This is a genomic window from Flavobacterium sp., from assembly GCF_047602195.1.
GTDB lineage: Bacteria > Bacteroidota > Bacteroidia > Flavobacteriales > Flavobacteriaceae > Flavobacterium.
The window spans coordinates 189940-212705 of the sequence record NZ_JASGHW010000003.1; the positions used below are offsets into that span (position 1 = coordinate 189940).

At 46.9% G+C, this 22766-nt stretch carries 23 protein-coding genes; 11 read left to right on the forward strand and 12 right to left on the reverse strand.

Going from position 1 to position 22766, the window contains the following annotated elements; genetic code table 11:
- Window position 1 precedes the first annotated feature (1 nt).
- Window positions 2-295: a DUF1905 domain-containing protein gene (locus QM717_RS04205; RefSeq protein ID WP_415035163.1), complete on the reverse strand. Its 294-nt coding sequence runs from the start codon at window positions 293-295 to the stop codon at window positions 2-4.
- 4 nt (window positions 296-299) lie between these two features.
- The gene (locus tag QM717_RS04210) at window positions 300-1394 is read right to left on the reverse strand and encodes a hypothetical protein (RefSeq protein WP_415035165.1); all 1095 of its coding nucleotides are present in this window, start codon (window positions 1392-1394) and stop codon (window positions 300-302) included.
- A gap of 63 nt (window positions 1395-1457) precedes the next feature.
- Between QM717_RS04210 and QM717_RS04215 the strand changes: the two genes are divergently transcribed.
- From QM717_RS04215 to QM717_RS04225, 3 genes are all read left to right on the forward strand, one after another.
- Window positions 1458-2579: an acyltransferase family protein gene (locus tag QM717_RS04215; RefSeq protein ID WP_415035167.1), complete on the forward strand. Its 1122-nt coding sequence runs from the start codon at window positions 1458-1460 to the stop codon at window positions 2577-2579.
- Window positions 2576-3676: an acyltransferase family protein gene (locus QM717_RS04220; RefSeq protein WP_415035169.1), complete on the forward strand. Its 1101-nt coding sequence runs from the start codon at window positions 2576-2578 to the stop codon at window positions 3674-3676. Before QM717_RS04215 ends, QM717_RS04220 begins: the two co-directional genes overlap by 4 nt.
- Before the next feature lie 241 nt (window positions 3677-3917).
- A complete protein-coding gene (locus QM717_RS04225) occupies window positions 3918-6182 on the forward strand; it encodes an aconitate hydratase (RefSeq protein WP_415035171.1) in 2265 nt (754 codons plus the stop codon).
- A gap of 49 nt (window positions 6183-6231) precedes the next feature.
- Here the strand turns inward: QM717_RS04225 and QM717_RS04230 are convergent, their stop codons facing one another.
- A complete protein-coding gene (locus QM717_RS04230) occupies window positions 6232-6900 on the reverse strand; it encodes a hypothetical protein (protein WP_415035173.1) in 669 nt (222 codons plus the stop codon).
- 404 nt (window positions 6901-7304) lie between these two features.
- Between QM717_RS04230 and QM717_RS04235 the strand changes: the two genes are divergently transcribed.
- Window positions 7305-8870 (forward strand): DUF4832 domain-containing protein, encoded by a 1566-nt coding sequence (locus QM717_RS04235; protein WP_415035175.1) that lies wholly within the window; start codon window positions 7305-7307, stop codon window positions 8868-8870.
- 54 nt (window positions 8871-8924) lie between these two features.
- Here the strand turns inward: QM717_RS04235 and QM717_RS04240 are convergent, their stop codons facing one another.
- Genes QM717_RS04240 through QM717_RS04250 form a run of 3 tightly spaced genes read right to left on the reverse strand, consistent with a single transcriptional unit; the run spans window position 8925 to window position 10832 of the window.
- Window positions 8925-10112, reverse strand: coding sequence for a serine hydrolase domain-containing protein (locus tag QM717_RS04240; RefSeq protein WP_415035177.1), 1188 nt, complete (start codon window positions 10110-10112; stop codon window positions 8925-8927).
- A 10-nt stretch (window positions 10113-10122) separates the two neighbouring features.
- Window positions 10123-10464, reverse strand: a complete 342-nt coding sequence (locus tag QM717_RS04245; protein ID WP_415035179.1) for a YciI family protein — start codon at window positions 10462-10464, stop codon at window positions 10123-10125.
- A complete protein-coding gene (locus QM717_RS04250; protein ID WP_415035181.1) occupies window positions 10464-10832 on the reverse strand; it encodes a nuclear transport factor 2 family protein in 369 nt (122 codons plus the stop codon). Before QM717_RS04250 ends, QM717_RS04245 begins: the two co-directional genes overlap by 1 nt.
- 127 nt (window positions 10833-10959) lie before the next feature.
- Between QM717_RS04250 and QM717_RS04255 the strand changes: the two genes are divergently transcribed.
- Both QM717_RS04255 and QM717_RS04260 read left to right on the forward strand, forming a co-directional pair.
- On the forward strand, window positions 10960-12375 hold the full coding sequence (locus QM717_RS04255; RefSeq protein ID WP_415035183.1) for an APC family permease: 1416 nt from the start codon (window positions 10960-10962) through the stop codon (window positions 12373-12375).
- Between the two features lie 10 nt (window positions 12376-12385).
- Entirely contained in the window at window positions 12386-13078 is a 693-nt protein-coding gene (locus QM717_RS04260) for a hypothetical protein (RefSeq protein ID WP_415035185.1), read from the forward strand.
- On the opposite strand, the gene QM717_RS04265 is transcribed toward QM717_RS04260, so the two are convergent.
- The 3 genes from QM717_RS04265 to QM717_RS04275 all read right to left on the reverse strand — a co-directional run bounded on the left by QM717_RS04265 (window position 13065) and on the right by QM717_RS04275 (window position 16688).
- Window positions 13065-13541, reverse strand: coding sequence for a DinB family protein (locus QM717_RS04265; RefSeq protein WP_415035187.1), 477 nt, complete (start codon window positions 13539-13541; stop codon window positions 13065-13067). The genes QM717_RS04260 and QM717_RS04265 overlap by 14 nt on opposite strands.
- Before the next feature lie 130 nt (window positions 13542-13671).
- On the reverse strand, window positions 13672-15120 hold the full coding sequence (locus tag QM717_RS04270; RefSeq protein ID WP_415035189.1) for a glyceraldehyde-3-phosphate dehydrogenase: 1449 nt from the start codon (window positions 15118-15120) through the stop codon (window positions 13672-13674).
- Window positions 15121-15293: 173 nt separating this feature from the next.
- Window positions 15294-16688 carry a trypsin-like peptidase domain-containing protein gene (locus QM717_RS04275; protein ID WP_415035191.1) on the reverse strand — a complete coding sequence of 465 codons (1395 nt, stop codon included), beginning with the start codon at window positions 16686-16688 and terminating at the stop codon, window positions 15294-15296.
- Window positions 16689-16897: 209 nt separating this feature from the next.
- On the opposite strand from QM717_RS04275, the gene dapF reads away from it, so the two are divergent.
- The 5 genes from dapF (at window position 16898) to QM717_RS04300 (ending at window position 20917) form a co-directional block, all read left to right on the forward strand.
- Window positions 16898-17680 carry a diaminopimelate epimerase gene (gene dapF / locus QM717_RS04280; RefSeq protein ID WP_415035193.1) on the forward strand — a complete coding sequence of 261 codons (783 nt, stop codon included), beginning with the start codon at window positions 16898-16900 and terminating at the stop codon, window positions 17678-17680.
- Entirely contained in the window at window positions 17674-18204 is a 531-nt protein-coding gene (locus QM717_RS04285) for a GNAT family N-acetyltransferase (protein ID WP_415035195.1), read from the forward strand. Before dapF ends, QM717_RS04285 begins: the two co-directional genes overlap by 7 nt.
- A gap of 6 nt (window positions 18205-18210) precedes the next feature.
- Complete coding sequence (mltG, locus tag QM717_RS04290; RefSeq protein WP_415035197.1) at window positions 18211-19254, forward strand: endolytic transglycosylase MltG; 1044 nt, start codon at window positions 18211-18213, stop codon at window positions 19252-19254.
- A gap of 31 nt (window positions 19255-19285) precedes the next feature.
- Window positions 19286-20044, forward strand: coding sequence for a DUF2279 domain-containing protein (locus tag QM717_RS04295; RefSeq protein WP_415035199.1), 759 nt, complete (start codon window positions 19286-19288; stop codon window positions 20042-20044).
- 333 nt (window positions 20045-20377) lie between these two features.
- Window positions 20378-20917 (forward strand): peptidoglycan-binding protein LysM, encoded by a 540-nt coding sequence (locus tag QM717_RS04300; protein ID WP_415035201.1) that lies wholly within the window; start codon window positions 20378-20380, stop codon window positions 20915-20917.
- A gap of 46 nt (window positions 20918-20963) precedes the next feature.
- Here QM717_RS04300 and QM717_RS04305 read toward each other — a convergent pair whose 3' ends face one another.
- The 3 genes from QM717_RS04305 to QM717_RS04315 all read right to left on the reverse strand — a co-directional run bounded on the left by QM717_RS04305 (window position 20964) and on the right by QM717_RS04315 (window position 22765).
- Entirely contained in the window at window positions 20964-21434 is a 471-nt protein-coding gene (locus QM717_RS04305; RefSeq protein ID WP_415035203.1) for a hypothetical protein, read from the reverse strand.
- 129 nt (window positions 21435-21563) lie between these two features.
- Window positions 21564-22301, reverse strand: coding sequence for an SAM-dependent methyltransferase (locus QM717_RS04310; RefSeq protein ID WP_415035205.1), 738 nt, complete (start codon window positions 22299-22301; stop codon window positions 21564-21566).
- Window positions 22298-22765, reverse strand: coding sequence for a low molecular weight protein-tyrosine-phosphatase (locus QM717_RS04315; RefSeq protein ID WP_415035207.1), 468 nt, complete (start codon window positions 22763-22765; stop codon window positions 22298-22300). The genes QM717_RS04310 and QM717_RS04315 overlap by 4 nt, the downstream gene beginning before the upstream one ends.
- Window position 22766 lies beyond the last annotated feature (1 nt).

A 22766-nucleotide genomic window follows, 5' to 3' on the forward strand; every position in this document is an offset into this window, starting at 1 on the left:
TTCAGACCCAAATGGTCACGTTGCTATTTTGACCCATTTCAAGTTTTTCTTTTTTCCGGATGTCGGCTTTTAATGCAAGCAGGTAGGTGCTGTTCTTGGTGTCGAACCAGATGGCCGTTTGCCATTGGGTTGTGCCGATTTGTGCCGTCGCTTTCAATCTTCCCCAGCCTTCTTCCTGCCATCGGAGATGCTGTCTGATTTCGGCTGACATCACAATCGGAAGCGAAACGAAATACCATCCGAAGCCGTGTTTCCAGATTTCGGCGGTGAATTCGTATTTGATTTTTCCTTCCAAGATTTTATGGTCGTTTCAAGATATCGTCGAGTTCCTGGTCGTAGAAAAACAAAAACATGCTGCCCATCATGTCCTGCTCGATGGCAGTGGTATTGTTCGTCTCGAGAACCAAATCGTACTGGTGGGTTTTGTACAGCCAGATGCCTTTCTCGGAACTGAAAGGTTCAATTTCCGAAAGCCCGATTTTGTCTTTGTGGTTGGTGATCTTGCTCGTGAAAATGGGTTGGTTTGTCGTCTTGTCGAACAAAGTGATCGAAGTCGCGAACGGATGCACATGGATAGCCGCGGCGTGCAAACGCAGACTATCCTTCATTTGCAATTGCGCATCGATCGAACTGCGGTAGGTTTTCTTGCCGCTCGGAATGACCCAATGTCCCGAGAGCATGTTCCCGTTTCCGTCGTCGTAACTGTGGTTTTTGGTTTCCACGGGCACGCATTGGTTCGAGGCCGGGTCGAGCGGTTCCTTGAACGGATCGTTTTTATCATACGGCAATTGGACAAACACCGTACGGCTCATGAGCGGCTTGGTGCGCTGGTCGGCTTTGTGGTATTCGATCGTGACTTCGTGCTTGATCAGGTAATTGGCATCGGGCAGGTTGTGGTTGAGCGATTGTGTGGTCACAAACAGCCAGTCGTTGCCTTTCATCGGGACGCCGTAACCTTTGGGAAAACGGAAATGTTCGAGTCCGTGCGAAAGCGAAGTCATCCTTGGATATTGCTTGCCGATCCGATTCTGCAGATGGAAATTGTTGAAATAATTGACATCGTTGAAATCGACATTGGTGTGGCAGATGAAATCGTTCGAAATGGGTTTCTTGGTTTTGGAATCCAAAGCCTTGACTTGAAAACCAGTAATCCAAAGCAAAGTCGAATCCTGCGACAATTGCACATAATTGGACGCTTTCGGGCCTTCCATCGATTTGTAGATGCCGTCGATGAGGAAAGCGGGCGAGATCATTTGGTATTGCTGTGTCGCGTTGTCCACGACCCATTGGTTGTCCACGAGTCCGGTCCGGAGCAGGAATTCAGTCTTGACAATCGCCTTGTGGCGGGTCGGCAAAAGCGCATACCAGATGCTTCCGCCAATAATCAGCAGCAAAAGTAAAACTGTTAAAATTTTGTATATCTTTGGTTTCCTCATAAAACAAAAATACACTTTTTGATGATTGACGACCAGTTGAAGGAAAAGAATAAAATCTTCGGGCTCGACCTCATGCGCGTGCTTGCGATCCTTTTGGTTTTGTGCGCGCACATTTTGTGGATTTACCAAGATTACAGCAATTTGCTCACGAAGGCGATTAATTTTTCGGGTTTCATCGGCGTCGAATTGTTTTTTGTGCTGAGCGGATTTTTGATCGGCAAATCCTTGCTCAAATTATTCCTTAATCCCGATTACAATTACAAACTCGCCTCGATTTTCCTCAGACGACGCTGGTTCCGCATCATGCCGAATTATTTGTTCGTGCTCATTTTGAACATTGCCGTGTTCAGTTACCTCGGTTATGAAGTCGTCGATGCTTGGAAATATTTCTTCTTTTTGCAGAATTTCATCCACCCGATGCTGCCGTTTTTTCCTGAATCCTGGAGCATGTCGATTAAGGAAATCCCTTATTTCCTGCTGCCGTTTGTATTTTTGGTTTTGGCACGCATCAAAAATGGCAACCGCAACCGATTGTTTTTGTGGACCATTTTAGGGTCGATTGCCGCGGTGATGTTGGCCAAGGTCGAATACAATTGGCACACCCGGAACCACAATTTGGCCGATTGGAACGTGTCGCTGCGATCGGTGGCTTTGTATAGAATCGATGCCGTGATGATTGGGATTTTGGCCAGTTGGATCCAATACAATTTCTTGAAGTTTTGGATCAAAAGTGTCAAAATTGCTTTGGTTTTGAGTCAATTGATTTTGGCGACATTGGCGGTTTTGGTCGGTTTTATCAAACTGCCGATCGCCGAATACCCGGTGTTTTGGAATATTTTTTTCCTACCGCTCATTTCAATCGCCTCTGCCTTGATGCTGCCATTCTTTTCCGAATGGAAATCGGGGCCCGAACGACTGCGCCAACCCGTTCAATTCCTCGGTGCGATCTCGTATTCGGTCTATTTGCTGCACTACAGTTTCGTGTTGTACCTGATGAAATATTTCATCGATTCGACTTATATGGACATCTGGCAATTGCATACCTTTACCGCGCTCTATTTGGCGTTGACCTTTGTGTTGAGTTGGAGTTTGTATGAATTCTTCGAGAAACCACTCATGAAAATCAGGGAGGAAAAATTATGACAGACTATAGGATTTTTGGATTGGACTTGTACCGGGCAGCGGCCATTTTGTTGCTGTTGCTGGCCAATGTGCTCAATTCGTTTCAAATCGCCCATCCGGGCATGGCACAATTTGCGCCGATTCTGGGTTTGGTGTCGCTTGAAATCTTTTTTGTGTTGTGCGGTTTCCTGCTTGGGAATTCATTTTATGGTATTTTCATGGCAGAAAATTTTGCTGCGGCCGATGCAATCCGTTTTGTCAAAAGAAAACTGCTGCGCATTGTACCGCTGTATGTTTTGGTTTTGCTGGCCAATATCGGGATCGCCTACCTGATGGATTATGAAATCGGCAAGGTGTGGTCCTTTTTCTTTTTCCTGCAGAATTTTTCGCAGCCCATACCGGCCTTTTTTCCCGAATCCTGGGGATTGCCCGTGATTGTTTTTGGCGTGCTGATGTTGGTGCTTTTGATGACTTCGCTGTCGCGGATTTTTACCCAAAAGCAAAAACCGATGGTGTTTTTGATGGCAACCATCGGATTGATTCTCGTTTTTCTGTGGACCAAATGGCTGTACCACAGTCAGCATGAAACGAATGAAATCACCAATTGGGACGTGACGCTCAAGACTGTCGCCATTTACCGTTTCGATTCGGTTTTTATCGGGACGCTTTTCAGTTGGATTTTTATGCAGCGGTCTGCGATATGGGAAAAGGCAAAATGGGCTTTGTTGTTTGTCGGTTTGGCCGGGATCGCATTTTTGGCATTCGGGATCAGTATTTTACAGTTGCCTATTGAAACCCACCCGATGTTTTGGAACATCTTTTATTTGCCGTTGACTTCTTTGATTTTGGCCTGTTTTCTTCCGTTGCTGTCGGGTTGGCAAACGGCACCCGCTTTCTTGCAGCGTCCCGTTTCTTTGATGAGCCGGATGGCGTATGGCATTTACCTGGTTCATTTCAGCATCGTTTTGCTGCTGGCCGAATACTTGCTCAAAGTCGATTTCGGTAACCCGAGTGCAGTCATTTTAATGTCGGCGGTTTATGTTTGCTGCTCGATTTTATTCGGTTGGCTGCTGCATCATTTCGTCGAAAAACGGCTCCTCGCACAAGCGCAACGCTAATTTAGAAACGTTCTAATTCGCGCGCAAACGATATCGATTTCGAATTTGGCAAAAAAACTTCTTTAAATTAACAATCGCTTAATATTTTAAGTCATTTCCAAAAAGTATTTAATAATAATCACTAAAAATGCCGATTTGGGAATAATAATCTTCTGAATCGTTAGTTTTATTCAAAATCTTTCATCTCTTATCGGAATTGCGTAAATTTGCATCACAAAAAACAAACAAATCCAAATTGATTATGGCTTTTGATATTGAAATGATTAAAAAAGTGTACGCCAACATGACGACACGCGTGGACGCAGCCCGTCAAATCGTTGGCCGACCGCTTACACTGACCGAGAAAATTTTATACAACCACCTTTGGGAAGGCATGCCTTCCAAAGCTTTTACACGAGGCAAGGATTATGTCGATTTTGCACCCGATCGTGTAGCCTGCCAGGACGCCACTGCGCAAATGGCCTTACTCCAATTCATGCACGCCGGAAAGCCCAAAGTGGCCGTTCCAACGACCGTTCATTGCGACCACCTGATCCAGGCAAAAGTAGACGCAACCACCGATTTGGCACGTGCCAAAACACAGAGCAGCGAAGTGTTCGACTTCCTGTCTTCGGTTTCTAATAAATATGGTATCGGTTTCTGGAAGCCGGGAGCCGGAATCATCCACCAGGTGGTTTTGGAGAATTATGCGTTCCCGGGCGGAATGATGATCGGGACGGATTCGCACACCGTAAATGCCGGAGGTCTCGGAATGGTGGCCATCGGAGTCGGTGGTGCCGATGCCGTTGACGTGATGTCGGGCATGGCTTGGGAATTGAAATTTCCAAAACTGATCGGAGTCAAATTGACCGGAAAATTATCAGGTTGGACCGCTCCTAAAGATGTCATCTTGAAAGTTGCCGGAATTCTTACGGTTAAAGGTGGAACCGGAGCAATCGTAGAATATTTCGGGGAAGGCGCGACCGCAATGTCGTGTACCGGAAAAGGAACCATCTGTAACATGGGTGCCGAGATCGGGGCAACGACTTCGACTTTCGGATACGACGAATCGATGGACCGCTACCTGCGTTCGACCGACCGTGCCGATGTAGCCGATGCGGCGAACCAAATCAAATCGTATTTGACAGGCGACCCGGAAGTATACGCTGAGCCAGAAAAATATTTCGACCAAGTGATTGAAATCAACTTGTCGGAATTGGAACCGCACCTGAACGGACCGTTTACGCCAGATTTGGCTACGCCGATTTCGAAAATGAAAGAAGAAGCGATCAAGAACAACTGGCCTTTGCAAATCGAGGTCGGACTCATCGGATCATGTACAAATTCATCTTACGAAGACATTGCCCGTTCGGCTTCACTGGCCAAACAAGTTGCCGAGAAAAACCTCAAAACTAAAGCACAGTTCACGATTACGCCGGGTTCTGAGCAGGTAAGATATACGATTGAAAGGGACGGATTCATCGACACGTTCGACAAGATCGGTGCAACGGTTTTCGCCAATGCGTGCGGACCTTGCATCGGGATGTGGGACAGGGAAGGAGCCGAGAAGGAAGAAAGAAACACGATTGTACACTCGTTCAACCGCAACTTCTCTAAACGTGCCGATGGTAACCCGAACACTTTGGCGTTCGTAGGTTCGCCGGAATTGGTGACGGCTTTGGCCATCGCCGGAGATTTATCCTTCAATCCACTCACCGATACCTTAATCAACGAAGACGGCATGGAAGTCAAACTCGACGAACCAACCGGAAACGAATTGCCGCCACGCGGATTTGCCGTAGAGGACGCCGGTTTCCAGGCACCTGCCGCCGACGGTTCGAGTGTTCAGGTTCAGGTAAGCCCGACTTCGGAGCGTTTGCAATTGCTCGCGCCTTTCCAACCTTGGGACAGAAAGAACATTACCGGAGCGAAGTTGCTCATCAAAGCATTCGGAAAATGTACCACCGACCACATTTCGATGGCCGGTCCTTGGTTGCGTTTCCGCGGACATTTGGACAACATTTCCAACAACATGCTCATCGGGGCGATCAATGCGTTCAACCACAAAGCCAATTCGGTGAAAAACCAATTGACAGGTGAATATGATGCAGTACCGGCGGTGCAACGTGCTTACAAGGCAGCAGGCATTCCATCGATCGTGGTGGGCGACCACAACTATGGCGAAGGTTCATCGCGCGAGCATGCGGCGATGGAGCCGCGTTTCCTCGGTGTGAAAGCCGTTCTTGTGAAATCGTTCGCACGTATCCACGAAACGAACTTGAAAAAACAAGGAATGTTGGCGTTGACTTTTGCCAATGAAGCCGATTATGACAAAATCCAGGAAGACGACACGATCAACTTCACGAACCTGACCGATTTTGCACCGGGCGTTCCGTTGACTTTGGAATTCACCCACGCCGATGGTACGACCGATATCATCATCGCAAACCATACCTACAACGAAGGCCAGATCGGTTGGTTTGTGGCTGGTTCTGCACTCAACCTGATTGCAGCCGAAGCGAAGTAATTCTTTTTAGATTTTTTATAGAGAAACTCCCGATTTAATCGGGAGTTTTTTATTTGAGGTGTTTCTTGAGGTCAACGATTACTTGGTCATGCTGCCAATCTTCTTCTTTTTCAGATGTCTGGTAGCCATAAATCAAGGTCACTACGCCGTTTTCAAGTTTACTTTCAATAAACAGTCGTTCCGGAAATATGACGGCCGCATAACGCAAGGTATTGGCAATTCGGTTTCTGGGAAGTTTGACGCGAAAGGTTTTGCCAGAATCGAGGTGGAGGAACTGCAGGTTTCCATTGTCCAAAGTGACCACGAATGGGTAATCCATGTGTTCTGTTTGGTAGACAATCGGGCCGAGGTCTTTTTTTCTGGTTCCGGTATTTTTGTCGAATAGGATGCCGTTTGGTGGTTGGCAGCAGCCTGAAACCGTGCTTTCGATCATGAGGAATGTGCTGTTGTATTCGGTCCAGTCGACAAATCCGATTCGTCCCGCCAAATACAAATCACCGCCGTATTCAGAGGTCAGTAACCGCTTGACTTTTTGCGGATTTTCAAAAACCAGCCACGACGAATCGCAATCGTATTGGCGGTAAATTTTAGCGCCGTTCTTAAAAAGGGTCGGTTTGCAGGAAAGAAGCTCCTGAAGGTCGGGCAAACTGTCGCATCGGCATTGCGCAATCATGATTTGCGAGAGAAACAATAAGAAAACGATCAAGTTACTTTTCACTTTGTCAGAGAATTACCGACAAAAGATACGCAACAGATTTCTAATTTTTGGGTTTTATAGAACCTTTTTCAATCTAACTGTAACAACTTTTTACCGGCTTTAACACCATTCGTCGACATTTTTACAAATTGTTGTGAATTATGGGAAAAATAATCCTGTTAAATTGATTACTAACTGCCATCAAACGAGTTAATTGTATGTACAAATGTTTAATCGAATTCCTACGAAATACATCAATTTTGTGCACTTCATCGATTTAAATGTTAAAATCAACGCTTCGTCGATGAAATGTGCACTTAGTCGTGTAATTTGCACCCAAGTTATAATAGAAACCCCCTACTCATTATAACTTGACTATGCCATAAATCTTTTTTTAAAACATTAAATCTTAACCTACTAGTATTATGAAACAGTATTTCATGATGGCGCTGCTATTTGCAGTGGGGGCGCATTCTCAGACTCAAACGTACACTGCAAGTACTGAAATTTTTGCCAATCCGGAACGCGGATTTTACCACTACAGATCAAGCGGCTCAGGTTCGTATCAGCCGTTGAACCAAACAGAACTCACGAATTTTAGGAAGAATGAAAAAGTGACACTCATCTGGCGCGAATTTCGCCTCGATGCGTTCAAGACCACCGCTATTTCACAAGACTTCCTGACCAAAATGCAAGCCGATTTTACGGCCTTGAAAAATGCCGGTGTAAAATGTATTGTTCGATTCAATTACACCAATACCGATGGCACCGATGCCAAAAAGTCGCAAATCCTCGCGCACATTGCCCAACTCAAACCTGTTTTGCAAGCCAATGAATCGGTGATTTCCTCTGTAGAGGCCGGATTCATTGGGAACTATGGCGAATGGTACGCTTCGAACAACTTCGGGCAGGACAACCTGACTGCGGCGCAAATTGCCGACCGTGTAGAAGTGGGTACCAAGATCATGGAACTCGCACCCAACCGTATGGTCGCTTTCCGTACACCGACCATCCAACGCCAGATCGCCGGGACTGCTACTGTCACTGCGGCAACTGCTTTTGACGGAAGCATCCGTTCAAGAGTAGCGGCGCACAACGACTGTTTCTTATCGAGTGCAGACGACTGGGGAACATACATCAACACGACCACCGATTACACGTATCTTGAAAACCAAAGCAAATACACCTTCGACGGTGGTGAAACCTGCAGCCTGACCACATTTTCGGCTTGCGGAAATGCTGTGGCCACGATGGCCAAATTCCACTTCAATTACCTCAATGCCGATTACAACCAGACGGTGACCAACAACTGGCAGTCGAACGGTTGCCTCGATGAGGTCAAAAGAAGATTGGGTTACCGTTTTGAATTGCTCAACTCGAGCATCAATGCAGGCGTATTGACCCTGAACCTGCGCAACGTCGGTTTCGGAAACGTCATCAACGACCGCAAGGCTTACCTGGTTTGCCGCAATACGGCGACCGGGACAGAGACGCAATTCCAATTGAATACCAATGTAAGATTATGGATGGCCGGCGCCGAAACACGTATCGTGCATACGCTGACTGGTTTGTCTGATGGTACCTATCAATTGTACCTCAATATCCCTGATCTGGCAATGGCAGCCAACCCAGTCTATTCGATCCGTTGCGCCAACAATGGGCTTTGGGACGAAGCCAAAGGATACAACAATTTGAACCAGACCTATGTGGTAGGAAACGGAACAGTGGTAACGCCGCCGGTTACAGAACCGACACAGCCGACGAATCCGCTGCCGGTGGAAATCATCCTGGGCGCGAACGATATCATCCAGGTATCGAACCTGTCTTGTACCGTTGGAAACTACTCGGTTGCGGTATACAACACCAGCGGCCGTTTGAAAGCCACCACGATGGATATTTCACACCTCAAGAAAGGCTATTGGATCATCAAGATCACCTGCAATGGGCAAGTCTATACCAAAAAAGTCTACAAATCGACCGGAAGCTGGTAATCGACCGGCACCGACAGCATATAAACTCCTGGGTAACCGGGAGTTTTTTTTATGCTATTTTTTGATGTAATTGAAAGGAATGTAGCCCTGCCATTGCCAAGGCGTTTCATAATCGCCGATGATTTTTTCGAGCAATTCCTTGAAAATCTGTTCGGCATTTGTGCTGTTGGTCATGATGATGATTGCGGTATTCTTGTCTGGGAAGTTGACATTGTAATGGCGCCAGGCACCGTCATGGCTTTCTATGAAAAACGCCCGTCCGAATTTGCTCTTGAAAAATCCCCAACCCAATGCATACGACAACTGGATGTCTTTGTTGTCTTCGGTTGTTTCGGGATGGTCCGATGGAAATTGGTATTTCGAATTGATGGCAATCTGCGGCGCAATCATCTCGTTGCGCACTTTGGGGTGAAGCCCTTGGTGAAGCAAAATCTTTTGGATGAAGCGCGTGTAATCGGCAACCGTTGTCACCATGGAATTGGCGGCGTTGGGCGTCGAGGTTTTCTTTTTGGCCATCGGTTTGCCTTTTTCATCATAACCCATGGCGTAATTTTCATCAAAATCAGAATGCCAGACAAAACCCGAATGGAACATTTCCAATGGCTTGAATACTTTTTCAATGGCCAATTCCTCCAGATTTTTTCCCGTAATCTTTTCGACGGTCAACTGCAACAACTTAAAACCTTCGTTCGAATAGACGTACTTTGTCTCGGGTTTGTAATACAATTTGAGCGCGGCGGTTTGGTCTTCGGCACCGGTTTGCGGATTGGTGAAGCGCGAATAAGGCAAACCTGAGGTATGGCTCAAACACATGCGGGGCGTGATCAATTTCCAACTTTCATCTTCGGCCAAGGGAGACCAATTGGGGTATTGTGAAATATCGCCCAGATACTCGAAAAGCGGTTTGTCGAGATCGAGTATTTTTTCCTCCACGAGTTTCATCGAAAGATAGGCGAAAACCGCCTTGCTCAAAGAACCGGCTTCGAATGCCGTTTCGGGATCGAGCAATTGGTCTTTTTCCTTGTCCTTGAACCCGTACGGTTTGATGTAAGCCTTGTTGCCGTTGATGACCGAAATACACAAACCATCGACCTTACCATAAACAATCAATTTCTCGGCGATGCCGTCAATTTGTTTGGGCGTGATGGTGCTGCCGTCCAATTTCTTGAGATCGGCGGTAGGTCTTTGCGCCAGTATCGGCCCTGCGAGAAGGCAGGCAAAAAAAAGCGCGGTTTTTTTCATAACAGTAAATTTATCGGGCAATACGACGCACTTCGACCGAGTTGTGCTGGCCTTGTAAAACCGGGCTTCCCTTGGCAAATTCAATGGCTTCCTCGATCGATTCGGCGCGCACGATGATGTAGCCGCCGATCGTCTCGTGCAGGTTGCCAAAAGCCTTCTCGGAAACGCGTTTGTCGCCGCCATGCACGACGCGTGCCTCGTCAAACAGCAGTCCTTTGCCGTCGCTGAATTTGTTCTGTGCAGCGATGTCGTTGATCCAGTCCATGGTTTGCTGCATCCATTGCTGCATTTGTTCCTGCGAGATGGATTTGCTCGCGTCTTCGTGCCTAAAAATTAAAATGTATTCGTTCATTATGCGGTGGGGTTGGTGATGGATATTTGCATGAGGTAACTCGTAAGTTTCTTGATTTTTTCGTCGCGCATTTCAAACACGTCACAGAAAACCGCATCGAGGATGTCGCCGTTCTTGAAGGAACAAGTCACATGTCCTTCGGCTACGACGATGTCATTTTCCTCGATCATCTTGAAAATTTTGATCACGGGCGTTCCGGTGAAATTAGGGTTTTCGATTTCCTTGTCAAATGCCGCTTTGCCTTCATGGTGGTAGGTGCCGGGCATGACCCAAACGACATCGTCGGTCAGGCAGTCGAGGATTTTTTGATGGTCGGTGGTGTTGAACCCGTCCATGTATTGCTGTACGGTTCTTTTATTGGCTGACATATTTTCGATTTTGGAACCTAAAAGTAATCAAATTCCCAAACTTTCATTTACAAATATTCCATTTAGTGTTTCGACTTTGAAACTTTAAAACTTTTTCTATCTTTAAACCAACTAACCAAACCAAAATATGGAAAACCACGAAAACGAACATTTCAAACGCGAACTCGGATTATTAGACGGAACCATGCTGGTCGTGGGCTCGATGATCGGTTCGGGTATTTTTATCGTCAGTTCCGACATGATCCGCAACGTCGGCTCGGCCGGAATGCTCATTGCGATGTGGGTCATCACCGGACTGATCACGATCATAGCCGCCGTCAGTTATGGGGAACTCAGTGCGATGTTTCCCAAGGCGGGCGGACAATACGTCTACCTCAAGGAAGCCTATGGAAAACTAACCGCTTTTTTGTACGGCTGGAGTTTTTTCGCTGTGATTCAAACCGGTACGATTGCCGCTGTGGGTGTGGCTTTTTCCAAGTTCGCCGCCTATTTGTACGAACCGTTCAGCGATCAAAATGTATTGTATGAAATGGGCAGCTTCAATCTCAATGCGGCGCAGCTCGTTTCGATCGTGACCATTATTTTGCTGTCGTATTTCAACAGCCGCGGCGTAAAGAACAGCAAGACTTTGCAGACTTTTCTGTCGATCATCAAGATCGCATCCTTGCTGGGTTTGATTGTTTTCGGATTTATACTCGGCGCCAAAGCCGAAATCTGGGACGCCAACTGGACCGATGCTTGGGCCAACCGCAATTTCGTCAAGGATACCGGCGAATGGATGACCATCGGCGGATCGACGATTGTGGCCGGAATCGCTGCAGCAATGGTCGGCTCGGTATTTTCGAGCGATGCGTGGAACGGCGTGACATTTATCGCAGGCGAAATCAAGAACCCGAAACGCAACGTGGGATTGAGTTTGTTTCTCGGGACTTTGATTGTAAGCATCCTGTATATTCTGGCCAATCTGATGTACCTCGCCGTCGTGCCGCTGACCGAAATGGCAACCGCCGAATCGGATCGGGTAGCGGTAGTGGCTTCGCAACATATTTTCGGAAGCATCGGGACTTACATCATCGCGGTCATGATCATGATTTCGACTTTCGCGTGCAACAACGGACTCATCATGGCCGGTGCGCGTGTTTATTACACGATGGCCAATGACGGACTGTTTTTCAAAAAAGCCGGGCATCTCAATGAAGCGGGCGTGCCCGCCTGGGCATTGTGGGCACAATGCATCTGGGCATCGGCTTTGTGCTTGACCGGAAAATACGGCGATTTGCTCGATTTCGTCGTCATCATCGTTTTGATTTTCTATATCCTGACGATTTACGGCATCTTCAAATTGCGGCAAACCATGCCCGATGCCGAACGACCTTACAAGGCTTTTGGTTATCCATTCCTGCCGATGCTCTATATTGTTTTGGCGGCGGCTTTGTCGGTGGCGTTGTTGGTTTTCAAGACCAGTACGTGCGGTTGGGGCGTAGCGATTATGTTGGCCGGAATCCCGGTGTATTACCTTACCAAATCCCGTCAAATCGGATAAATTGAAGGCAATGAAAAAGTATCTGTTTATTTTTTGCGTGGCTTTATTGGGGGGTTGCGCCGAATTCCAAAATTTATCCAAAGCGGCAACTGCGATAGCTGAATATGCCGGAACATCCGACGTGACTGTCGGCACGTCGAATTTTGCCAGTACCAACAAAGGCAGTAAGGAATCATTCAAAATCGTGATGAAGAATGTGCCTCAAATTGACAAAAACAGTTACAATCCGGAACTGTTGGCTTCGTACTCGGCCAAAATCCTCTACGACAACCTGAGCGATGAAGAACGTGCAGAACGCGAGGTCATCGATGTCCAGATAGTATCCCAAAGCCGTACTGTCGAATACCGATACAAACAAGAGGATCTAAAGGCCGTCGAAAAATACGCAGAAGTGTCGAAGGCTTTCTTTTCGAACCTAAAGACCAAGCAATATGACAAGATGTATGATGATTTTGTCGACACGACCGCTTTTCCCAAACAGGCTTTCGTTACTGATTTTGTCGGTGCGTTGGTGGCCAAGAACGAATCGGTTTTTGCGGATATCGTTGCGCTAGAGTTCACGGGATTTCACGTTGGGGAATTCAAAGGCAAATCGCTTTTTGAAGTGGTGATTTTCGGCAAACTTAAAAACGGCCAGCATTTGACCATGTTGGCGCGTTTCCTTAAAGGGAGCGACAAGGTGGTCGGGCTTAAGATTGATTAATTTTTGAGGCGTGTTTGGCCAGCATCACAATCTGTCCCAAATGATACGCATCGTGTTGGATGATCCCATGGATGTGGTCGGCGTAGGTCATGTGGTTGATCGAATAAACCTTTTCCATTTTTTCTTCGCGCATCTGGTCGAGAAAAGCGATCCATGCTTGTTGCGTATTTTGTAATTGTTGGAGTGTGGATTCCCAGGCGCGATCGGAAGTATCGGCCACGGGGCGAAAATAATTGTCCTCGGGCGAAACCATCGTTTGGCCTTTGATGCGTTCCAGTACATTTTCGCGCCAAAGGATCAGGTGATTCGTGATTTCCCAAATCGAATTCCAGTTTTCACCGGGGCGGTAAGTCGCCTGCTGGGCGTTGAGGTTGGACAATGTCCCGGTAATCGTGACATCGAGCCACGGGTCGCCGGCATACAGATCGGCAAACATTTTTTGGAGTCGGGCGGTTTCTTTCATGTTTCTTTTTTGATGAATTTTTAAAAGTAACGAAAATCGGTTTGCACTTTCCGCTCATTAACTGATTTTTAAGACAACAAAAAAGCGCTTCTGTTTCCAAAAGCGCTTTTTGCAGTTAAGTATAAAAATCCTAGTAATAGGTATATCTTCTTACTTTGGCGATGTATTTCGCAAGGCGGATGACCTGATGACTGTAGCCGTATTCGTTGTCGTACCACACATACATCACGATGTTTTTGCCGTCGCCCGAAACAATCGTCGCGTTGCTGTCGTAGATCGACGGGGCAGAAGTGCCTACGATGTCCGAAGAAACCAATTCGTTGTTCAACGAATATTTGATCTGCTCCACGAGTTCGCCTTCGAGTGCGTATTTTTTCATGATGGCGTTGACTTCCTCGACAGAAGTTTCTTTGCCCACTTCCAAGTTCAACACCACGAGTGAACCGTTCGGTACAGGAACACGGATCGCATTCGAAGTCAACTTTCCAGCCAAAGACGGCAAGGCTTTCGCCACAGCGCTTCCGGCTCCGGTTTCGGTGATGACCATGTTCAATGCCGCGGCACGTCCACGACGGTATTTCTTGTGCATGTTGTCGACCAAATTCTGGTCATTCGTATACGCGTGAATTGTTTCGAGGTGGCCTTTTACCACGCCCAACGTATCTTCTACGGCTTTCAAAATCGGAGTGATGGCATTGGTTGTACAAGAAGCCGCAGAGAAAATCGTCACTTCGTCCGGGTTGTGCTCGTTTTGGTTGACGCCGTGAACGATGTTCGGAACGCCTTTTCCAGGTGCGGTGAGCAATACTTTATCGGTTCCTTTGGAAGTCAAGTGTCTTTCCAAAGCTTCTTTAGTAGTGAAAGCACCGGTGTTGTCGATGACCAAAGCTTCGTCGATGCCATATTTGGTGTAATCGATGTCTTCCGGGCCATTTGCAGTGATGACGTGAACCGTAGTTCCGTTGATGATGAGTGCTTGATTTTCCACATCGGCTACAACCGAACCGTTGAAATCACCGTGGATTGAATCGTAACGCAACAATGACGCTCTTTTTTCGAGAGAAACCGCATCGTTTTTATCGCGTGTCACGATGGCACGAAGGCGCAATTGCGTTCCTTTTCCGGTTCTTGACATCAATTCTCTCGCGAGCAAACGTCCGATACGACCGAATCCGTACAATACGACATCTTTCGGCTTGTTGCTTTTCGAATCCTTGGCGTTGGCCAATTTGTCGATCACGAATCTTTTGGCGTCGTCGTGCTTGTTGTCGTCGAGGCGGAATTCGTAAGTCAGTTTGCCCAAATCGAGTTTGGCCGGTGGCAAATCCAATGAATAAATGGCACGTGCAATTTCGACCGAATCAAAAACAGAAATCGGTTTGCCGACGAATTCGCCCGCATATTCGTGCAGGTTGATGATCTCGCTCACGTTTCTGTCGATCAATTGGTTTCTGAAAAGAACCATTTCGATGGACTTGTCATACCATAAATCGCTGATGATTTTAATTAGTTCAACGCCCGCTCTTCTGCGCGCCGCTTGGGAAGAAACCTCCTTTTCGTATAAAATCGTGTTACTCATTGGGTTAAAATATTTAAGTGTGTTATTTTAAAATTGCTGCAAAACTACTGAATAATAGTAATTGACGAAAACGTTTTCGTTGTTTTTTATCAAATATCCGTTGAAGTGCCCGAAATAAAAAAAGCCACCCGAAAAAGGCGGCTTTGATTGAATATAATAACTAACTTAAACGCTTAGATAATAATGCGGATGCGTTGTCCGGCTTTGTTGATCATTTCGATACTAACGCTTTGGTTCTCGTCTTTATTGCCCAGGATTCTCGAAACGGTTTCGACATCGGTAGCCTTGACATTGTCGACGCTAAGGATGATGTTGTTGATGAGTTCATCGTAATACGGCTTGAGGTTGTCGTTGTTGATCTCGCGGATGCGCACGCCATAATTGATGCGGAATTTTTTCTTGTCCGTAGCGTCGATGTTTTCCAATTGCATGCCCTTAAGTTCGGTGCTCACGAATTCATTTTTGGTCAGCGTCACCGGAACCGCGTAAGTTTTACCGCCACGGATGTAAGTCACCTGGACTTTATCATTCGGACGTTTGGTGTTGATGTATGCAGCCAATTCGGAATAGGTCGAAATGCTTCTGTCATCCAATTTCACGATGATGTCGCCTTTGGCCAAGCCCGATTTCTCGGCTCCCGAATTCTTGGTCACGCGGTTGATGTAAAAACCTTGGGTTTCCGCAACGCCGAGTTCTTTGGAGGCTTTGCTGTTGAGTTCGCCGCCTTCTACGCCCAAAATTCCACGTTGGACATTGCCGTATTCCATGATGTCCTCGATGATTTTACGCGCGATGTTCGACGGAACCGCAAACGAATAACCCACATACGAACCGGTCATCGAAGAAATCATCGTGTTGATACCGACGAGTTCGCCTTTGGTATTGACGAGCGCACCACCTGAATTTCCTGGGTTGACGGCTGCATCGGTTTGGATGAACGATTGGATGCCGGAAGAATCTAAATTTCTCGCTTTCGCAGAAACAATTCCAGCCGTTACGGTCGAAGTCAAATTGTACGGGTTACCGACAGCCAAAACCCATTCGCCGACTTTTACATTGTCCGAATCGGCGAAAACGGTGTATTCCAATTTGGTATCGGCATCGATTTTGAGAAGCGCGATGTCCATTTTAGAATCGGTTCCGATCAATTTGGCCTTGTAGGTTTTCTTGTTGTTGAGTGTGATTTCGATCTCGGAGGCGTCCTGGACCACATGGTTGTTGGTCACAATGTAACCGTCTTCCGAAATGATGACGCCCGATCCGGTACCGACCTGTTCTTGCTGCTGGCCGCCTTTGTAGCCGTAGAAAAACTCGAGCATCGGGTTGGAAACCGTACGGTAAGAAGTGTTTTTTACGTGGACGACCGAGTGGACGGTCTTGTCGGCGGCTTCGGTAAAATCAACCGATTCGGCACCGAGTCCGACGTTTTTGGTATAATTGGGTTCTGCAACAGTGACGATATTTTTTTTAGACGAAAGCCCGTCATTTTCAATAAACAATTTATAAGCACCGAGCGTTGTTGCACCACTCAGCAAGGACACTAAAAATAAACTCGAAAAATTCTTCATTTTTAAATTAACTTTGGGTTGAACAATGTCTGTTATAATTTTTGGTAGCGTAAAATTAGCAAACAAAAATTTTCGAAAAAGCAGTTTAACGCTCGTTTAACAGGGATTAACTTTTTGTTGGCAATCGTTGGTTCACAAAGGCTTGCGAACGATTTTAACAGAACGCAATTGAAGGTTTTATTCGTATCTTTGCATACATTTTTTTACTGATGGAATTTACTTTTTACAAATACCAGGGCACCGGGAACGACTTTGTCATGATCGACAACCGCGACCAATTTTTCCCCAAAGACAACACCGCGCTCGTCGAAAAACTATGCGACCGCCGCTTCGGCATCGGGGCGGATGGCTTGATTTTGCTTGAAAACGACACCGAAACCGATTTTCGGATGGTCTATTACAATTCCGACGGCAACCCGAGTTCGATGTGCGGCAATGGCGGACGTTGTATCGTTTCATTCGCCAAAAGCCTCGGCATGATCGAAAGGCAAACGACTTTTATTGCTGCCGACGGTTTGCACGACGCCACGATTCTGGACAACGGCAATGTGTCACTCCACATGAAAGATGTCGATACGGTTGACATCACCGCCGAATATGTGTTCCTCGATACCGGTTCGCCGCACCATGTGCAGATAGAAGACGATTTGGCGCATCTCGATGTCAAAACGCTCGGCGCCAAAATCCGCTACAGTGATTTGTACGGCAAGGCCGGAAGCAATGTCAATTTTGTGCACCAGGAAAATGAAGATACATTTTCGATCCGCACTTATGAACGCGGCGTGGAAGACGAAACTTTGTCTTGCGGAACCGGCGCGACTGCCGCTGCGATTGCGATGAAAGCGATCGGGAAAACCAACGCCGAATCGGTCAATTTAAATGTCGAAGGCGGAAAACTCGTGGTTTCGTTTCATGAAAAAGACGGTAAATTCACCGACGTTTTTCTCAAAGGCCCGGCCGATTTTGTCTTTAAAGGAACCGCAGAATGCTAACCTTGTCGGGCAAACATATTTTCCTGCGTGCGCTCGAGCCTGAAGACCTCGAGTTTGTCTACGCGATCGAGAATGACGAGAACATTTGGGAAGTCAGCAATACACAAACGCCTTACAGCCGGTTTTTGATCCGCGAATATTTAAAGAATGCGCGTCAGGATATTTATGAGGCCAAGCAATTGCGACTCGCGATTTGCCGCCAAAACAGTTTCCAGCCGATCGGGTTGATCGATGTTTTCGATTTCGATCCGAAGAACAACCGCGCCGGAATCGGGATTTTGATCAAGGACGAAGCCGACCGGAATTCGGGCGTGGGTTCGGAAAGCCTCGAACTGTTGATCCGGTATTGTTTTTCCAAATTGGAGCTTCACCAACTTTATGCGAATATTGATACACAAAATAGCGCCAGTCTGAAGCTTTTTACTAATTTTGGATTTCAGGAAATCGGCGTCAAGAAACAATGGAATCTCGTTGGCGGAATCTACAAGGATGAAGCGCTGTTCCAGTTAATCAAACCAAAATAAATTGCATTGAAAGCTAAAAGAATTATCGGAATCGCTTCCGTTGTTATTGTCACCGGCCTTATTGTTTATGGCTATATCATGTACCGCAACATCTTCGCGGACAACACCAAATTTACTGATAGTATAGCTTACGTAACTATTCCGAGCGGCTCCGATTATGAAGCCGTCAAGAAAATCATGGCCGGTTATGTCGACAATATGGAGCGTTTCGAAAGTGTGGCGGAAAAGAAATCCTATCCGCAACGCGACAACAAAGCTGGCCGGTTTTTGCTCAAGAAAGGCATGAACAGCAATGATATTGTCAATGCCTTGCGTGTGAATGTGCCGGTCGATTTGACATTCAACAACCAGGAAAGATTGGAAGATTTCTGTGGCAGGATTTCGCACCAGATCGAAGCCGACAGCCTGAGCCTGCTCACCGCTTTCAAAGATCCTGAATTTCTCAAGGAAAACGGATTTACCGAAGACAACGTACTGGCGATGTGCATCCCGAATTCGTACGAATTTTTCTGGGACACCAATGCCAACAAATTCCGTGACCGCATGGCCAAGGAATTTCGCAAGTTCTGGACAGAGGAACGCGTCAAGAAAGCCGAAGCGCAAAATTTGACTCCAATTCAGGCAACCATCCTGGCTTCGATTGTACACAAGGAAACCGTCAAGAAAGACGAGCGTCCGCGCGTGGCCGGTGTTTATTTGAACCGTTTGGGCAAAGGCATGAAACTCGAGGCCGACCCGACGGTGATTTATGCGGTCAAGAAAAATTCGGGCGACTGGAACCAGGTCATCAAACGCGTGTTGAACAAGGATTTGGCGACCGATTCGCCTTACAATACCTATATGTACGCGACCTTGCCGCCGGGCCCGATTGCGATGCCTGATATCACTGCAATCGACGCCGTACTCAATCCGGAAAAGCACAATTACATTTATTTTTGCGCGAGTGTGACCAATTTCGGCTACCATGAATTTGCCGTAACGCCGGCGCAGCATGAAGTCAACCGACAAAAATATGTGGCCTGGATCAGCAGCCAGGGCATTACCAGATAATTATTTGAGACCAAACAGACCCATATTCGTTTTGATCCTGCTTTTCGCAATGGCCACTTCCTTTGCACAAAGCGGGCTAAACCGTTTCCTAACCCCGGCTGATACCTTAAGCAAACCCCGTGCTTTGGGCGTGACCATTTCTATGGGTGTTTTGGCCGGTGGCTCGATTGCTTTGCTCAACCAGTCTTGGTATTCCGATTACGACAAAACCGATTTCCATACCGTCAACGACAATGCCGAGTGGCTGCAGGTCGATAAGGCCGGACATGTTTTCTCGGCTTACCACCTCGGAAGACTGGGCAAGGAAGCCTTGCAATGGTCGGGCGAAACGCGGACCAAACAATTGGTTTACGGCCCCGGACTGGGTTTGCTCTATTTGAGCGCGGTCGAAATCATGGACGGCTATTCTTCGAACTGGGGATTTTCGTATGGTGATATGGCGGCCAATGTTGGCGGGACGGCTTTGTTTGTCGGCCAGGAATTGCTGTGGAAAGAGCAGCGCATCACGCCAAAATTTTCATTCCATACGACCGAATATGCTTCGGCGCGCCCGAACGTGCTCGGAGAAAACTTGCCCGAACAAATCCTCAAGGACTACAATGGACAGACTTATTGGCTGTCTGCCAATGTGCATTCGTTTCTCAAAAACACCAGTGTCAAAGTACCCAAATGGCTCAATGTCGCGATCGGTTATGGAGGCGAAGGGATGATCACCGGCGAGGATGTTTTGGTCAATACCGTTTTTCTCGAAAGAAAAGGAAAGAACGCGCCAATTTTACTTCAGTTTTGACGCCGACCTGACCAAAATCGAAACCAAATCGCACGTGTTGAAGACCCTTTTTTCGGTTTTCAATACCGTCAAAATCCCCGCGCCGACTATTGAATTGCGCGGTGACGGCAAGGCAAAATTCCGCTACCTTTATTTTTAGAAAACTTTAACTGATTGATTTTCAGTAACTAGTTATTTGTCGTATATTTGCACCGCAGAAATTTCCGCAACGTGACAGGTTCGGAAGAAAACCAAAGTATGATTAAAAAATGGTGTTTTTATATTGCAATTCTCTTTTCAGTCGCTTATTTGAGTTCGGGTTTTAAGCCTTCAAGGCTCCAAAATCAAGAATGGTTGCAGACCCATTCGAATGAGCAAATCACCTATTCGCTTCCTTCCAAAGAACAAAACGATTACATCCGCCTCAACGTTCCTTTTACCGGTAAATTCTTTATCGGTTTTAAAGAAGCACTTGCTTTCAAGGAATCACAAGGCAAATACCATAAAGTCAACACGCTCGGTTATCTGGGGAAATACCAATTCGGCCGTGAAACCTTAAAATCGATCGGCATCCACGACAGCCTCGCTTTTTTGCGCAGTCCCAAATTGCAGGAAAAAGCGTTCGTGGCCCTGTTGTCCAAAAACAAATGGGAATTGCGCGACGAGATCAAGAAATATTCCGGCAGGATCATCAGCGGCGTCAAGATCACCGAGTCGGGAATCCTTGCGGCGGCCCACCTCGGCGGTGTCGGCTCGGTCAAGAAATTTCTGTGCAGCAATGGCGAAAAGAAATGCAAGGACGATTACGGCACTTCGGTCAAAAGTTATATGAAAATGTTCGGCGGGTATGAAACCCAGGGAATCATCGCCGACAGTTCTGCCAAGGCCAAATAATTTTGAAACAAAATTGATACAAACCTGTCAGCAATGGCAGGTTTTTTTATTTTTGAAAGGTTAGGACTTTAATGAGTTCCTTTTCCTCCGGCGTCAGTCCCTTGAGGGTAATTCCTACGCAAGTTGTTGTAAACCCTGCTTCTCCAAATTCAAAAAAGACATTTCCGGAATCGGAATTCAGGTCAAATTTTTTGAGCGCCCCAATCGCAGTCAGGCTGTTGTCACTGATGCTCATAGGATAATCCATCACCTTATATTTTCCAATCCTATAAAACGGCAAGATGACCAAACCCTTTTCGAGGAAAATCAAATCGCAGCGCCGGAACAAATAACGGCTATTTTTGAGCCCTACCGTGTAGGTCGAACAGGCTACCGATTTTTTTTCTGCGAGAATTTGGTCTTTGCACCGCTCGTAAAATTGGTCCAGTTGAAATTTTGCCCGATCATGGGCTTGTTTGGTGCTCCAAATGAGAATGGCCAACAGTCCGCCAATCATTATAAAAGGAATCGGAGTCATATTGATTAATTTTTATTGGGCGTGCCCCTGCGGGTCGCGCTTTTCGCTTTATCTTTTACGGCTTCGTCCCGTAGAGTCGGGACTGCGTCCGCAAAAGGATACCGCTGCAATCGCTCACGCGCCCTCGAATCAAAACTTGTGGATGATAAAAATCGCCGGCCTGTTGTGCAAATCCACCTTGATTTTTTTCCAATCCTGCACGCGCAACGTTTTGATGAATTCGGTCGGCAAGGTCAGGTCGGCAGCGACACACAAATGCGTGTTGGGTTGCAAGGTTTGCAGTAAATCTTCCAATAGTTTGTTGTTGCGGTACGGCGTTTCTATAAACAACTGCGACTGGTTTTTATTTTGGGAAAGTGTTTCAAAATTTTTCAAGGCCGACTTCTTTTCGCCTTTGTCGATCGGCAAATAACCATTGAATGCAAAACTCTGCCCGTTCATTCCTGAACCCATTACCGCCAATAGGATAGAGGATGGCCCGACTAGCGGCACGACCTGGATCCCTTTTTCATGCGCGAGCTTGACAATCGCCGCACCCGGATCGGCCACGCCAGGACAACCCGCTTCGCTCATCAGTCCCACGTTTTTGCCTTCGAGGCAAGGTTGGATCATCGCGTTGTACTCGGAAGTTTCAGTGTGTTTGTTTAAGGCAGAAAGCCGTAATGTTGCTTGTACTTTGGCCGGTTCGATGGCCTTGATGAAACGGCGTGCGGTTTTTTCGTTCTCCACGATATAATCGTCGATAAAACCAATCGTGCGTTGGATGGTTTGCGGCAAGACTTCCGCGGCGTTTTGCTTGGCCAGTTCGCTGTCGTTCGGGTCGCAGAGCGGAACCGGAATCAAGTAGAGTTTGCCTAAAGCTTTCATGGGTGTTGGGCCATCAATTTTTTGGCAATGATGTCGCAGGTTTCGTTGAGCATTTGGTAAACGTTGTCGAAACCGTTCGCCAATCCATAATAAGGATCGGGTACGTCTACATTTTCACCCGGAAACAATTCGTTGAGGATCATTTTGACCTTGGCTTTGTGTTCGTCGGATTTGGCCATACGCAGCACATCGTCATAATTGGTGCTGTCCATCACATAGATGTAATCGAAAGCGTCAAAATCGGAAACAGAGAACAATTTGCCGCGTTGGCCCGAAATGTCCAATCCATTTCTTTTGGCCACATCGATCGAACGGCTGTCGGGTTGTTTGCCCACATGCCAATGACCGGTTCCGGCCGAATCGACGAGGAATTGGTCTTTCGGAAGTTTGGATGCCAACAGTCCTTCTGCCAAAGGCGAACGACAAATATTACCCAGGCAAACCATTAAAATCTTAACAGGCATT